General features: G+C 59.5%; 11 protein-coding genes. 2 read left to right on the top strand and 9 right to left on the bottom strand.

Features of this window, described 5'->3' with window-relative positions; genetic code table 11:
- Window positions 1–105 precede the first annotated feature (105 nt).
- From ACYQ2I_RS10040 to nuoE, 3 genes are all read right to left on the bottom strand, one after another.
- Window positions 106–1,884 carry an NADH-dependent [FeFe] hydrogenase, group A6 gene (locus ACYQ2I_RS10040; protein ID WP_460166877.1) on the bottom strand — a complete coding sequence of 593 codons (1,779 nt, stop codon included), beginning with the start codon at window positions 1,882–1,884 and terminating at the stop codon, window positions 106–108.
- Between the two features lie 76 nt (window positions 1,885–1,960).
- Entirely contained in the window at window positions 1,961–5,092 is a 3,132-nt protein-coding gene (locus ACYQ2I_RS10035) for an FAD-dependent oxidoreductase (protein ID WP_460166876.1), read from the bottom strand.
- Entirely contained in the window at window positions 5,089–5,634 is a 546-nt protein-coding gene (gene nuoE, locus ACYQ2I_RS10030; protein WP_460166875.1) for an NADH-quinone oxidoreductase subunit NuoE, read from the bottom strand. Before nuoE ends, ACYQ2I_RS10035 begins: the two co-directional genes overlap by 4 nt.
- Window positions 5,635–6,267: 633 nt before the next feature.
- On the opposite strand from nuoE, the gene ACYQ2I_RS10025 reads away from it, so the two are divergent.
- Complete coding sequence (locus tag ACYQ2I_RS10025; protein ID WP_460166874.1) at window positions 6,268–7,263, top strand: aldo/keto reductase; 996 nt, start codon at window positions 6,268–6,270, stop codon at window positions 7,261–7,263.
- Between the two features lie 41 nt (window positions 7,264–7,304).
- Here ACYQ2I_RS10025 and ACYQ2I_RS10020 read toward each other — a convergent pair whose 3' ends face one another.
- Window positions 7,305–8,072, bottom strand: coding sequence for an MBL fold metallo-hydrolase (locus ACYQ2I_RS10020; RefSeq protein ID WP_460166873.1), 768 nt, complete (start codon window positions 8,070–8,072; stop codon window positions 7,305–7,307).
- 146 nt (window positions 8,073–8,218) lie between these two features.
- A complete protein-coding gene (locus ACYQ2I_RS10015) occupies window positions 8,219–9,541 on the bottom strand; it encodes a 3-keto-alpha-glucoside-1,2-lyase-like domain-containing protein (protein ID WP_460166872.1) in 1,323 nt (440 codons plus the stop codon).
- 316 nt (window positions 9,542–9,857) lie between these two features.
- Here ACYQ2I_RS10015 and ACYQ2I_RS10010 point away from each other — a divergent pair, with 316 nt between their 5' ends.
- A complete protein-coding gene (locus tag ACYQ2I_RS10010; RefSeq protein WP_460166871.1) occupies window positions 9,858–10,577 on the top strand; it encodes a 3-keto-disaccharide hydrolase in 720 nt (239 codons plus the stop codon).
- A gap of 18 nt (window positions 10,578–10,595) precedes the next feature.
- Here the strand turns inward: ACYQ2I_RS10010 and ACYQ2I_RS10005 are convergent, their stop codons facing one another.
- The 4 genes from ACYQ2I_RS10005 to ACYQ2I_RS09990 all read right to left on the bottom strand — a co-directional run bounded on the left by ACYQ2I_RS10005 (window position 10,596) and on the right by ACYQ2I_RS09990 (window position 15,043).
- Entirely contained in the window at window positions 10,596–12,077 is a 1,482-nt protein-coding gene (locus tag ACYQ2I_RS10005; RefSeq protein ID WP_460166870.1) for a cation diffusion facilitator family transporter, read from the bottom strand.
- A 76-nt stretch (window positions 12,078–12,153) separates the two neighbouring features.
- On the bottom strand, window positions 12,154–12,579 hold the full coding sequence (locus ACYQ2I_RS10000; RefSeq protein ID WP_460166869.1) for an RrF2 family transcriptional regulator: 426 nt from the start codon (window positions 12,577–12,579) through the stop codon (window positions 12,154–12,156).
- 265 nt (window positions 12,580–12,844) lie between these two features.
- The gene (locus ACYQ2I_RS09995) at window positions 12,845–14,254 is read right to left on the bottom strand and encodes a serine/threonine-protein kinase (RefSeq protein ID WP_460166868.1); all 1,410 of its coding nucleotides are present in this window, start codon (window positions 14,252–14,254) and stop codon (window positions 12,845–12,847) included.
- 93 nt (window positions 14,255–14,347) lie between these two features.
- Window positions 14,348–15,043 carry an RluA family pseudouridine synthase gene (locus tag ACYQ2I_RS09990; protein ID WP_460166867.1) on the bottom strand — a complete coding sequence of 232 codons (696 nt, stop codon included), beginning with the start codon at window positions 15,041–15,043 and terminating at the stop codon, window positions 14,348–14,350.
- Window positions 15,044–15,114: the final 71 nt, after the last annotated feature.

Here is a 15,114-nt window from a genome sequence, read left to right as displayed (position 1 = left end):
ATTGCAATCGGCACGGCACGGAAAAAGCCCATTCTACACGGCTTGTCGATACCCGGCAGCGCCCGCCGCGCCGCGATCGTCGATGCTCCCGGCCGCGAACGGCGTTCACCCGGGAACGCGAGATCGCTCGGTATATTTCGTGTGCAATAGTTCGTGGGAGCGCTCGCTGAGGGGCCGGCCGAGAAACTCCTCGTACAGCGACAACACGGCCGGGTTGGCATGCGACTTGCGAATCGGCTTGCCTTCGTCTTCGCGATAGATCGCGGCGATTCTCGCTTCGCGTACGCGGTTGTCGGTGAATCGAGGTTGTCCGCCGCCGCCGATACAGCCGCCCGGGCACGTCATTACTTCAATGAAGTGATACGCTTTTTCGCCCTGTTCGACGGCCCGAATCACTTTTTCGGCGTTCCCCAACCCGTGTGCTACGGCGACATTCAACGTAACCCCTTCGAGAAACTTCCAGTCGGGCAAGGTGCCTTCGATTCGTAGCGCGGCTTCTTTGACGCCGGATAGACCGGCCAGCGGTTTCACGTGCAGGTTTTCGGACGGTAGCGGCTTGCCGGTGACCAATTCGTATGCCGTACGCAGGGCGGCCTCCATCACACCGCCGGTATTGGCGAAAATATCGGCCGCTCCCGACGAAAGTCCGAGCGGGGCGTCCATTTCTTCATCGGGCAAGGCGACGAAGTCGATTCCTGCCGAACGGATCATGCGAATCAATTCGCGCGTCGTGAGAACGACGTCGACGTCTCTTGTACCGCTGGCCCGCATTTCCGGTCGTGCCGCTTCAAATTTCTTGGCCGTACACGGCATGACCGAGACGACGAAAATATCTTCAGGACGCTTGTCGAGCTTCTTGGCGTAGTACGTCTTCGCCACGGCACCGAACATCTGCTGCGGCGATTTGCAGGTCGACAAGTTCGCGAGCAAGTTCGGGTGGAAATACTCCATGTACTGAATCCACCCGGGCGAGCAGCTGGTGAACATCGGCAACGCGACTTCTTCCTTGGCGACCAGGGCGCGTTTCAAACGTGTCAGCAGTTCCGTGCCTTCCTCCATGATCGTCAGGTCGGCGGCGAAGTTCGTGTCGAACACCGCGTCGACCCCCAAGCGTCGCAGCGCGGCGACCATTCGCCCGGTCACGAGCGTGCCCGGCGGCAGTCCGAAACCTTCCCCCAATGCCGCACGGATCGCCGGTGCCGTTTGGATGACGACGAATTTGTCTTGTTTGTCGAGGGCTTCCCAAACCTCGTCGACCTGGTCTCGTTCGCTGATGGCCGCAACGGGACACACGGCCGCACACTGGCCGCACTTGACGCACGCCACACCGGCCAACTCGCGGTTGAACGCCGCGCCGATTTGAGTGTGGAATCCGCGGCCTTGCGGAAACAAGGCGCCGACGTTTTGAATTTCGTTGCAAACCGTGACACAGCGTCGACACTTGATGCATTTGCCCGAATCGCGAATGAGTGAAGGCGTCGATTCGTCGATGCGCCGCGGCGCTTTCTCGCCCCGAAACGGCACATCGCGGACGCCGAGTTCGGAAGCGAGCGATTGCAGTTCGCAATCTTCATTGCGATCGCACGTTTGGCATTCGCCGTTGTGCTCGGAAAGCAACAACTCGACGACGGCCTTTCGCGCCTGCCGCGCCCTTGCCGAGTGGGTGAAGATCTTCATGCCCTCGGCGACCGGCGTGGAGCAGGACGCCACCAGATTTCGCGCACCGGCCACCTCGACGACGCATACGCGGCAAGCCCCCATCGCCGGTAGGCCTTCCAAATGACAAAGCGTCGGGATCCGAATCCCCTCGCTCCTGGCGACTTCCAGAATCGTAGCGCCTTCCGGGGCGTCGATCGAGCGATTGTTGATGAAGATGCGAACCATTTTCTGGCTTCCGTTGCGATTCAAAAGTGAATGGATTCGGTTCGGGATACGCACGAGGCGATCGAATCAGAAACGATCAGTGGGCAGTGTCGATTTCGGCGCAGCGTTTGCCGTAGTCGCACCGAAGGCATCGTTCCGCCTGACGCACGGCGACCGGTTCGGGCCAGGGGAGTTCGACTTCGTCGAAGTTCGCCCGTCGGCGCTCGACGGGAATCAAACGCAGTTTTTCCCGCGGTGTGTCGACCGGCTCGGCGTCCGGATCGAAGTGCGTGTCGATCTCCTGGGTTTCGCGCCAGAACGCATGTTCGGCACCTGTCAAGAATTTGTCGATGCCCACGGCGGCTCGCTCTCCGGCGGCGACCGCCTCGACGACGGAGGACGGTCCGATTGCCGCATCGCCACCGGCGAAAATCCAGCGTTGCGACGTTTGGCACGTAACCGGGTCGACGCGAATGAAACCTCGCGGCGTCAACTCCAGATCGACATCTTTCAGGAGGGATGCGGCGTCCAGTTTTTGGCCGATGGCGACCAGGATCTGATCGGCTGGAACACAGAAGGCCTCGCCGCTCTCTTCCGGCTTGCGTCGTCCCGTGCGATCGAATTCGCCGAGCCGCATGGGGACACAACGAACCCCCACTGCCCGATTTCCTTCGGTAAGGATTTCGGTCGGTGCCGTGAGCAACATGAGCTTGACGCCCTCATGTTCGGCCTCTTGGATTTCTTCTTCGTAGGCCGGCATTGCTTCTCGCGTCCGACGGTAGATGATCGTGACGTCTTCCGCCCCGAGTCGCAGGGCCGTCCGGGCGGCGTCGATCGCGGAGTTGCCGCCGCCGATGACGACCACGCGTTTTCCGACGGGCACCGACCCGCGAATGTTGTACGTCCGCAAGAAGCTCAACGCATCGGTCACGTTTTCGACGTTCTCGGTTCCCAAGCCCAGCGGTGCACCTTCCGGGGCCCCGACAGCGAGAAACACGGCTTCATAGCCTTCGCCCCGCAGGCTTTCGAGTGTGAAATCCTTCCCCAGCCGCATGCCGGTGATGATATCGACGCCCATCCGCTCGATCATGCGCACCTCCCGGGCCACGATTTCTCGTGGCAACCGGTATGCGGGAATGGCCTGCACCAGCATACCGCCGGGTCTCGGTTCGGCCTCGAAGACTTTCGGCCGATAGCCGAGCCTGGCCAGGAAGTACGCACACGACAAACCGGCCGGACCGGCACCGACGATAGCCACCTTGCGGGCGGCATTCTCGGGATTCTCGCGAATCTCGGGAATTTGGACGGTGACTTCTTGATCGACCATGAACCGTTTGATCGCTCGAATGGCCACCGGTTCGTCGAGTGTCGAACGACGGCATTTGTCTTCGCACGTGTGGAAGCAGACCCGGGAACAAATCGCTGCAAACGGGTTCCGCTCGCGATGGAGGCGAAGCGCTTCGGCGTAGCGTTTTTCGGCCACCAACGAGACGAAGCCGGGAATATCGACGTTGGCGGGACAGGCACTTTCGCATGGAGCATAGACCAACGACGGGCATACGCCGGCACGGCAATGTTTGTCGCGGATGTGTTCCACGTATTCGTAACCGAAATGCCGAATCGTCGACAGTACGGGATTGGGCGCCGTTTGCCCCAGGCCGCACAGCGACGTGTCTTTGATCATTTCGCCCAACTCGATCAACCGCTCGAGATCCCCTTCTTCGCCTTTGCCTTCGCAAATGCGGTTCATGATTTCGAGCATGCGTTTCGTGCCCACACGGCAGGGAACGCACTTTCCGCACGATTCTTCTTGCACGAACTCGAGGAAATAGCGGGCGACGTCGACCATGCAGCTATCTTCGTCCATGACGATCAGGCCGCCCGAGCCCATGATGGCCCCCAAGTCGGCCAGCGACTCGTAGTCCAACGGCACGTTCAAATACTGCTTGGGGATGCATCCGCCGGAAGGTCCTCCGATCTGGGCCGCTTTGTACTTTTTTCCTGCGGGAATTCCGCCGCCGATGTCGTAGACCAGATCGCCCAAAGGCATGCCGATCGGGACTTCGACCAGTCCCGCGTTATTGATCGCGCCTGCCAATGCGAAGACTTTTGTGCCCTTGCTCTTCTCGGTGCCGTGCTCGGCATACCAGTCGCCGCCGTGGAGCACGATCGCCGGAACGTTCGCGTACGTTTCGACGTTATTCAAGAGCGTCGGTTTTCCCCATAACCCTTTTTGAGCGGGGAAAGGCGGGCGAGGTCGAGGTTCTCCCCGCTTTCCCTCGATAGACGTCATGAGTGCAGTTTCTTCGCCGCAAACGAATGCCCCCGCTCCCATACGGATTTCAAGCTCGAACCGCCGCCCGCTTCCCAATACGTCGTCGCCGAGCAAACCGTACTGATGCGCCTGCTCGATGGCCGTTTTGAGTCGCTCGATCGCAAGGGGATATTCCGCTCGCACGTAGACGAAGCCGCGTTCCGCGCCGATCGTCAATCCGGCAATCGCCATGCCTTCAATCACGCTGTGCGGATCGCCTTCCAGCACGCTTCGGTCCATGAACGCACCGGGATCGCCTTCATCGGCATTGCAAGCAACGTATTTGACGTCGCCGTGTGCTTGTCGCGTAAAGTTCCATTTCATCCAGGTCGGAAACCCGGCACCGCCGCGACCGCGCAAGCCCGAGACTTTCAACGTTTCGATCACGGCGTCGGGATCGTCTTGAGCGAGAACTTTCGCGAGCGCCTGGTATCCGTCTTCGGCGATATAGTCTTCGATACTGGTTGGATCGATTCGCCCGCAGTTCCGCAAGACGATCTTCGTTTGACGGGCAAAGAATTCGATCTCCGATTCACCGGCGACACTGCGGCCGTCGGCCCGACGGAAGGTAAGGCGCTCGACCGGTGTCCCTCGCCGCAAGTGTTCGGTTACGATGGCATCGGCGTCTTGCGGACGCACGTGCTGATAGAAGACACCGTCGACGACCATGGCGGGGCCGCCCGAGCAAGGGCCCAAGCATCCCGTTCCGATCACGCGGACGTGACGGGCCATGGCATGCGCATGCAGACTGTGCTCGAGGGCTTCCTTGACTTCAACGGCGCCCGAGGCGATACATCCCGCCCCCATGCAAATTCGGATTTCGTGATGGCCTGCCGTTCGTCGCGCGTCACGATCGGCTCGAATGGTATCGCGTAATTGCGTCAACTGTTCGGCACTTCGAATCTTTGTCGTCATCGAATCGCTCCTTGCGGTGCGTTACTCTCGGCGTCGGTAGCTCGATAGGCCTCCAGGATTTGCCCGAGACGTGCCGGCTTTACGCGTTGATGAACGTCGTCGTCGACCATGATTACCGGCGCCAGGCCGCAAGCGCCGAAGCAGCGGCCGACGTCGAGCGAGAAGCTGCGATCGGAAGTCGTTTCGCCGACGTCGATTCCCAACTCGTCTTTCAACGCGGCAAGGACTTCCTTCCCACCGCGAACGTAGCACGCCGTTCCTAGACACACGCGAATGACATGTTTGCCGCGCGGCACAGTCGTGAAATACGAGTAGAAAGACACCACGCCGGCCACTTCGCTGTACGAAATTCCCAGCGCCAGAGAGATTTTCTTGAGCGCGGCCTCGGGCAAGTACCCGAACATCGTTTGGGCGATTTGAAGCACCGGAATAAGGCCGCCGGGGACGTCCTTGTATTGCTCCAAGACGTCGTCGAGTTGAGCCAGCAATTCGTCTTCCGAGACGTTCTCGCAAGAGCAGGTTCGTTGATCCGAGTCAGCCACCTGACTGCCTCCCCGTAGTTTGTGTGAACGACAAGTCCCAGCAGTCGCTGTCTTAACGCCGGCGAGAAGGATCGCGGCGATTCACCACGCCTCACAATCTCGATCCGCAAAGCGCGCACCGATATCGCGATTCGGGCCAAAACGAGCGCAAGCCCCTTTTGGCTGCACCGAGGTCAGCCTTCAATGGACGAGTTGCATCAATCGGGAGTGGTTAAGGGGGGGAAGGTGCGGATTGACAAAACCGCACCAATCGGGGTTCCGTCCCGCCATGTTCGGCAACACAAAACTAGCCGACGACCGACGGATCACCGAACGGCATCATTCCATCCGTGCAACCGCAGCGGTAAGGCTTTCCCTGCGGCACGCCGAAAGCGCCGCGTTCGACACACGTGTGCGGTTACGACAGACTCCAACAGCCATTAAAATGGTCTCGGTCGATAACGTCAAGGACGGCAAATAACTACTGTAGTATCTGTTGAAATCCGCATAATTCCGGCGCGTACACGCCGTCATCGCCTGTCGAGGTTTCCTATCGGTCGTCGAGCTATCCCTGATGCAACTTTATTCTCGCCGCCGGCGACCGAGCGGCATGACCGAATAGAACACCGCTCCTTTGCAGAACGAGGACGACTCATGCATCGCATCACGCTTCCAAATACCGATCTAACCGTTTCGCGGATTGCAATGGGATGCTGGTCGCTTTCCGGCGACGCCACCTGGGGCGATCAACCCGAGGAAGACTCGATCGCCGCCGTGCATGCCGCGATTGATGCGGGGATCGATTTCTTCGATAACGCCGAAATGTACGGCAACGGATTGTCGGAAGAGCGGCTGGGCAAGGCGCTCGTCGGACGACGCGATCGGGTCGTCATCGCCACCAAGTTCAGCCAGGAAAACGCTCGGTACGACGACGTCCTCGCGGCTTGTGAGCGTAGTCTGTCGCGATTGCGCACCGACTACATCGATCTGTACCAAGTGCATTGGTACAACCGCGAGGTTCCGTTGGAAGAGACCTGGCGGGCGCTGGACACATTGCAACGTCAAGGTAAGGTGCGCTACACGGGCGTGTGCAATTTCGGCGTGCGTGATCTGGATGATGCCCTGCGAGTCGGGCACCCGGTAACCGACCAGTTGCCGTACAGCCTGCTGTTTCGGGCGATCGAATACGAGATCGTGCCGAAATGCCTTGCTGAGAATATCGGAATTCTCTGTTACAGTCCGTTGGCCATCGGCCTGCTGACGGGCAAATTCCATCATGCCGACGAGGTACCGCCGGGACGGGGACGATCTCGCCATTTTTCGAAGGATCGCCCTCTTACCCGGCACGGCGAAGACGGCGCCGAGGAAGAAACGTTCACCGCCATTGCCGCAATTGAAAAAATCGCCCAGGAAGCGGGCATCCCGTTGGTCGAATTGGCATTGGCATGGCTGCTTCATCGCCCCGGCGTCACGGCCGTGATCAGCGGCATTCGGAACCCGCGGCAGGCGAACTCGAACGCCCGGGCGGGTGATCTCGACTTGCCTGAAGAACTGGTTTCCCGGTTGGACGAAATCACACGGCCGTTGAAAGAAAAACTCGGCAAGAATCCCGACATGTGGGAGGGAACAGCGAAGTCGCGCTACCGCTGAGCAGCCACGGCCTTTCTGCTGCGTCGGCGCAAGTGTGCGGCTCAGGCGACGCGAAGGAGGCGGCCGGCCTCATAGTGCGGCGCGACGCTGAACGGTAGTTTCTTGCCGACGTGACGCAGGAACGTACGCCCGGCACGATGCGGGGTGTTGTTTTCGTCCGAAAGGTGGCCCAGGCACACCCATTGCAGCCGTTTGCCGAATCGACCGACGAGGCGCGCGCTCTCGTCGTTCGAAAGGTGTCCTCGACTCCCTCGAATGCGGGCTTTGAGAAACGGAGGATAGCTGCCGGTTTCCAGCAACTGCGGATCGTAATTGCTTTCCAACAAGACGGCGTCGAGCGACTCGAGAATGCCGTCCAAGCCCGCGAACGGATGGCCGAGATCGGTCAGGATTCCTAATCGACGCCGACCGTCATCGACGACGAAAGCCACCCCATCGGCAGCATCATGCGGCGTCGGGATCGTTTCGACCCGCAAATGCCCGAATTGAAGCACGTCGCCGGACGAAAAGTGCCGTAATCGCTCGATTCGTCCGAGATTGACGCGGGCGTCGGCTTCGCGGTATGTGGTTTGGGTCATGAATACCGGAATTCCAAATTTGCGCGACAGAATACCCGCGCATTGTACGTGATCGCGATGATCGTGCGACACGACGACTGCCGTCACCGACCGCACATCGACCCCGACAGCCCGCAGTCGCCGCTCTACCTTCGCACCACTGATTCCGGCATCGAAGAGCAGCTTGGTGCCGTTGCTCTCGACGAGCAGACAGTTGCCGTGACTGCCCGACTGAAGTGAGTAGAAGTGCATGCGGCAAAACTCCTTTTTCGCGGCGAGCGTCGATTTGAGCACATCGCTCTATCGTAACGCATTCGGCCCGACCGCCAAACCGGGCAGGAGGCAGTCGGGCCGAGGCAAGCGAGGTTACGCGGAACGTTCAACTTCGGCCGTGCGGACTATTGCAATTCCTTGATGCGGATGTTCCGCCAACGAATTTGGCCTTGTTTTCCTTGATGGACTTGCAAGGCGATGAAGCCTTCCAGGTCCATGTCCGCCGACACGTCGATGTAGTCGGCGCAAGGGACGCCGTTCACCCACGTTTGCAAGTGGTTGCCGACAGCCTTGATGACGTACTCGTTCCAATCATCCAGCTTGAAGGCCTTTTGAGCCGCCGGCTTGTTTTCCAACGGGTACAGCCATCCACGGCGTGCTTCGTCGTAGATACCGCCGGACCAGGCGCGATCCGACGGGTCGATTTCGCACTGGTAGCCGTACACGCGCCCCGTGTCGCGAATATGGCTCCGGAACTGAATTCCCGAATTGCCCGGGATGTCGAGCTTGACCTCGAGCTTCAGAATGAAGTTCCGATAAGTCTTGTCGGTACACAAGAACGTATTCGGGCCGGGACCGACGCGTCCGACGACGCAGCCGTCTTCGACCGCATACGTCGCCCCGCCGCCTTCCTTATGCCAACCGGCAAGCGACTTTCCATCGAACAACGGCACGAATCCTTCATCATCGGCCGGTACAGGATCCTTTGCTTCTTGGGGGCCGCTAGGAAGCGGTCCCAAGACTTCGGCGACGTAAGGCTCGATCGCATTCGCCCAAATGATGTAGCCTTTTTCGTTCGGATGCAGCAGGTCGGGCATGATCTCCCGCGTGAGGACGCGATCCTTCGTCAAGAACTTCGCATTGATGTCGACGAACCGGATCATCTTTCCGTCGTCGAGCTCGGCAATCAGTTTGTTGGCTTTCATGTTGGTTTGACGCAGCGGGTCTTCGTCGTTTTCCCCGCGAGGAAAGATTGCCAGCAGGAGAATTTTCGTTTCGGGAAGTTTCGCCCGGAGCTTTTGAACGATTGCTTCGACGCCCTCGGCAATTTCTTCCGGCGTGTTGTCGCGCGAATTGTTGGTGCCGATCATGACGACGGCCAATTTCGGTGAAATGCCGTCGATGTTTCCGTTTTCCAACCGCCACAACACGTGTTGGGTACGATCACCGCCGATGCCCAGGTTCACGGCATTTCGATTGCCGTAGAAGACGTCCCAGACGGCCTTCCCTTGGCCTTCCCAGCCGTGCGTGATGGAATCGCCGATAAAGATCAAGTCGACGTTCCCTTGTTTGACCCGCTCGTTCATACTGTTGTGACGGGCCATCCACCAGTCTTGCTCCCGCGGAACCGGCACTATGGCGTCATTCGCGGCCGACACGGTCGCATGAGTGGCCAGGATCAGGCCGAGACCGACCAATCCGCACATTGCGATACGTAACAGTTTCATACGAACTCCCTTCGTGGAATTCGAGTTACCAAGAGTCCTCACGATCCGGCACGCTGCCGTTCGAATCGGCCGACGGGGCGCCGTTTCTCGCACGTCGGCCAGCCCCATAGGATAGTCACGCCGGTTCGAGTTCGCAATCGAAACGGGCAGTCGGCGTTTTCTGCCGACGATTTGCGGCCGGATTGACGTCTCTATGGAAGCGAAGCTATTCTGAAATCCGTGGTCGTTGCGGCCTTTCTGTTGCAACTTTCCCGGCGAAGTGGTTTCGCCTTAGTCTCTCTCCTTCCGATTCCCTACAGCCAGGAGCTACCGACCCATGAAAGCCTTACGGCAGGTGGTGATTATCCTTACTGCGGCAACGCCGCTGTTACTGAGCGAGTTGCAGGCCGAGGAATATAAGAGCGGTCGTGTGTGGGACGAACCGCCGGTCGTCACTCCGGGAGAAAACAACGGTCCTCCGGCCGATGCGATCGTGCTGTTTGACGGTAAAGACTTGTCGGCCTGGGAAGGTGGCGATAAATGGATCGTCAAGGACGGTTACGCGATCGCCCGCGGGACGGGAATCACGACGAAACAGAAATTCGGCGATTGCCAACTTCACTTGGAATTTGCCACCCCCGAAAAGGTCGAGGGAGCCGGACAGGGGCGCGGCAACAGCGGTGTGTACCTGATGGGGCGTTACGAAGTGCAGATTCTCGATTCGTACGAAAATCCCACCTATTACGACGGGCAATGCGGTGCCGTGTACAAGCAACATCCGCCGTTGGTGAATGCTTCTCGGAAACCCGGGGAATGGCAGACCTACGATATCATCTTCACCGCGCCGCGTTTCGACAAAAACGGCAAGCTTGTAGAACCCGCCTATGTAACCGTCTTGCACAACGGAGTGTTGGTCCAAAACCATTTCGAGCTGGAAGGGGGCACCTTCTGGCACAAACCGCCCGAATACGAACCGCACGGTGAAAAGGAACCGTTGCACCTTCAGTTCCACGGGAATCCTGTTCGCTTCCGCAACATCTGGATTCGTGAACTGTAGAATCGCGATCCCGGACGGCTAATCGCCGGACGCTGCATCTTGAGCCCTGGAAGGCGGGTCGTCGTCTGACGGCTCGCCGTTCCTGTGCGCTCCGGCAGGTTCGACGTGAATCACTACCCGGGCCAAATCGGGAGCGGCTGCACGAAGACGGCGCTCGAAGCGGCGCGTCATGTCGTGCGCGTCAATGATGTTCGTGTCGCCGGGGAGTTCACAATGAAACGAAAGTGATAGCCCGCACGAGGCATAGCGCAATTGCACATCGTGGACGGACAATCCTTTACCGTATTCTGCCGTGAACTCGGCAAAGACGCGTTTGAGGGATTGCGGCATTTCTGCCGTGACGCCAGCGGCGAATCGATCGCTCCAGGGTTCGATGTGGCTGACGATACGATCGATGTCGCGAAGCCGACGGCAGACCTCGTTTTCTAATCGAGTGACCGCCGCGTGTGCTTCGGCCAAGGTCAGCGAGGGAGGCACTTCCAAGTGTAGCTCGAGAACGGTTTCTCGACCGTCCTGGAGAAATCGGATGTCGTGTACGGACAATTCATGGCGAGCCGCCAGCACTTGAATCGTGCGAATGGGCGGTTCTTCGGGGGTTTTTACCGGCTCTACGTGAACGACGATGTCCGCCCCGTCGAATTCGTCGCGAACAGCCTCGGCAACCTCGTCGGCGACCCGGTGCGCATGCTCGAAACTGCGATGGCGTCCCACCGTCACCGTCACGTCGCCGAAGAGCGAGGCTCCGCTGCGGCGCACTCGGATATCATGTACGTCTTCCACGCCTTCGACCGACGCAGCCGCTTCGCGGACACGGGTTACCGTTTCTTCGGTAGTTCGATCGAGCAGCTCGTCGATCGCGCTCTTAGCCAGTCTTAGTGAAACCCACAAGACCAGAATGGCCACGACGACGGCCGCCGCTGCGTCGGCATGCGCTGCAACGGGCAAGTTGTAACGGCCGGCCAGCCACACACCGACCAAACCCAACAAAACCACTAGGGACGACCAAATATCGCTGGAAAAGTGCAAGGCGTCGGCTTCCAATGCCTGGCTTTGAAACTTGTCTGCCGCCGCCTTCAGCGCGCGAGCGCGCCAAACGTCGACCGCGATCGAGATGATGATGACTGCAAACGCCCAGAACGACGCTTCGACATGGACGCTTTCTTTCCAGAAAAGTCGAGCACACGCCTCGTACAGCACCCAGGAGCAGGTGGCCAGCAACAACAGAGTTTGCCCAAGTGCAGAAAGATTCTCGATTTTGCCGTGCCCGTACGTGTGATCGCTGTCGGCCGGTCGCGCCGCCACGTACACCGCCCAAAGGGTCATGCCCGTCGCGGCCAAATCGAGACCGGAATGCAATGCCTCGGAGAGGATCCCCAAGCTGTTCGTTGCCAATCCCACGACCAATTTCGTGGTCGTGAGCACGACGGCCGCTGCCAACGAGAGTGCCGCAACCGCCTTCTTTTCACGGTGAGCGGCATCACCGACATGAGAAGATGTCATGGAGCAATCGCGTTCGGATCGGTTCCGTAGAACTACAATTCCGGTCGACAGCGGTCGTGTACGCCGCGTCGTCCGGTCACGCACCCACAATGTGGAGCCCGTTGGCCATCTGGGCAAGGGTCGTGTGCTCCAGATAACTGACTACCTGTTGGTGGATGGCTCCCATCAAATCCCCCAACATGCATTCGCCGCCGCTGCAAATCTGATCGGTCAGAAGACAACCACGCTCCGGCAACGGACCATCGACCGCTTCATAGATTTCAGCCAAACGAATTTCGTGCGGACGGCGGCTGATCTGGAAACCGCCTCGCGGTCCTCGCGTCGACTTGACCAACCCGGCCCGTGCCAGTCGCTGCATCACCTTCGCCAGGTGATGCGTGGACGCCGATAGAGCGGTTGCCAGTTCATCGTTCGACATACGTCGATCGGGGTTACGCGCCAAGATCCCCATTGCATGCAACGCCAGGGATGCCGCCTCGGAAAAGCGAACCAGTCCCGCCATGGAAGCTGCCTCTCAGACTCGAATGGAACACAAAGGGGGCAAGAACGGTCGCTATTGCACCGACCTTGTTACCCGATACCCGCTTCGTGGTGCGACGATACCATAATTTCCCAAGAATCCTATAGGATTCACGACGCCGAGCAAGCAAACTCCCACCCGAAAGAGCGGCCCATTCGGTGAATTCCTTATCGCCACAGTACACATCGGCGTCCCTGACGTTGGATGGACACTTCGTCTCCAACGAGAAAATCGGATGCTCGGGAAGTCAACGAGTGAGCCAAAACCTCCACAAACAGAGGACTGCCCCCACTAAAACGGGGGGGAGGATCACGAAAAAGAGAACCGGGCCGACGAGACTCAGGCTCAGTCGGTCCTCGTATAGGGGAGGAGCCGTAATGTTCAACGGCAACGGCTCCGGGGCATCGTTGGTCGTTGCGGCCTCCGAATTCGTCTCGGCCTGCGGCAGCGCGTCGAAGGCGTTCGTGAAACTCGGTTTCGTTTCGGCCAGCGCCGATGCCTCGACGGGAATGACCGTCCCGACCGACGCTTTCCGTCGCAAACGTTGCAGGCCTGCCCGTAGCCAGGCGGAATCATCCAAGGGCACCGGTCCGTCGACCCACGGCGACAATGCCTCGATGACCGCCTGCGCCGACGGCAGACGCTCGCGGGGATCTTTGGCCATCATGTCGGCCATCACATCGACGAAATGGGCGTCCAGCTCAGGGTTGAGCCGTCGTGGGTCCAGAGGCCGCAACTCCAAATGAGCCCGCACCTTGTCGCCGGTCGTTCCTCCGGGAAACGGCACCTTGCCGGTGACCGCGTAATACAGCGTGCATCCCAGCGAGTAGATGTCCCACGCCGGGGTGGGATGTTTCGGATCCCGAATGTGGTCGGGCGACAGGTAATCGACCGTGCCGACGATACGCCCGTGGCGAGGATCTTTCTCGGCATCCGCCCCTAACGGACCGGCCAATCCCAAATCGAGAAGCTTGGCCTTTCCATCGTAAGTAACGAGGATGTTCCCCGGTTTCACGTCGCGGTGAATGAGCCCCAAATCGTGGGCATGTTGCAAGCCGGCCGCGACTTGGGAAATGATGGCGGCCGCCGCATGCATGCGAAGCGGTCCCCGGCGACGAATCAGCTTTCGGAGATCCGTGCCCGGCACGTATTCGGTAATCAGGTAATAGACGTTCCCATCTTCGCCCGCATCGAGGGCCCGGACGAGGTTCTCGTGATCCAGCATGGCCTGGGCCCGAATCTCGCGCATGAAATTCGCGATGGTTTCGGGATTCGATTTGTGCCGAGGCAGGACTTTGACGGCGACGACCCGTCCGAGAACCGTATGCTCTCCCTTGAACACCTGGCCCATTCCGCCGCGACCGATCGAATCGACAATGCGGTAGGGACCTAAGGTGAACTTCGTCCGACCGTCGAGCAGTTGTTTCGCCTGCCACGCGTTCAGCAGACCGCTGTTGACGAGAACCTCGGCCAGCCGTTCTTCGTATCGGGCGGTCGTTGCCGGAGTGATTCCGGACCGGCGCAGCTTGTCCTTGGCGGCTTCAATCTGCTCTTTTTGGAGCAGGCCGCTGGCCAATGCGCATTGTTCGAATCCCGTTTCGGCAGCAGGAGAGGACAACGTCGTCGCGCTCCGAAAGAATCGAAAACGGCTATGCACGTCCCGTTCATTATAATACCACGCAACTTCTGACGGATCAGGCAGTTGCGTTGAAAGAACTCTCTTTTTGTTCGTCGCCCGACATCGGAGACCTCAAGACGTTTCCTCCGATACCCCCCTCCACAAGTGGTGGTGTGTTTCCCAGCTTTTCGGCGGTGGTGCCAGAAACGTTTGTTCCTGTTTGCGAGTGGGATGGACGATCGTCAACGATCGCGCATGTAGCGCGATTCCGGTTGGGAACGCTGCGTGGGATCCGTATTTCATGTCGCCGAGGATCGGATGCCCGATCGCCGAAAACTGGGCGCGAATCTGATGCTTGCGACCGGTGATCAATTCGATTTCCAGCAGTGCAATTCCCCCATCCGCGGCCAAAATCCGGTAATGCAACCGGGCCTCACGTCCCAAGGGAGTGGGCGCATGTTCGATATGAACCCGACGAAACCGCTTGTCGTGAACGATCCAGTGCCGCAGCTCGCCCTTCCGGGACCGAGGCACGCCGCCGACCAGGGCCCAGTAACACTTCCGGCAAAGGCGTCGCCGAAATTGCTCGGAAAGCCGTGAAGCGGCCTTCGACGTGCGGGCCAGCAAGACGACACCCGAGACAGGCACATCGAGCCGGCTCACAACCCCCAGGTACACGTTGCCCGGTTTACGGTACCGTTCGCGAATGTAGTCTTTCACCCACGACAACAAAGTCGGGCGTCCTTCCGGCAACCCCATGGTGGCCAGTCCGGCGGGCTTGTCGACGACGAGCAGGTGGTTGTCTTCGTAGAGCACAGAAATTTCCATCGGCGGGCCCGTTGGCGGCAACGTCCATCTCGAACCGGGATTCCTTGCGGCGTCTTACCGCTACGGTACAG

This window comes from Thermostilla marina (genome assembly GCF_054657455.1).
Note: the sequence above shows the minus strand (reverse complement) of the source record. Positions and strands in the feature narration are given on the sequence as shown.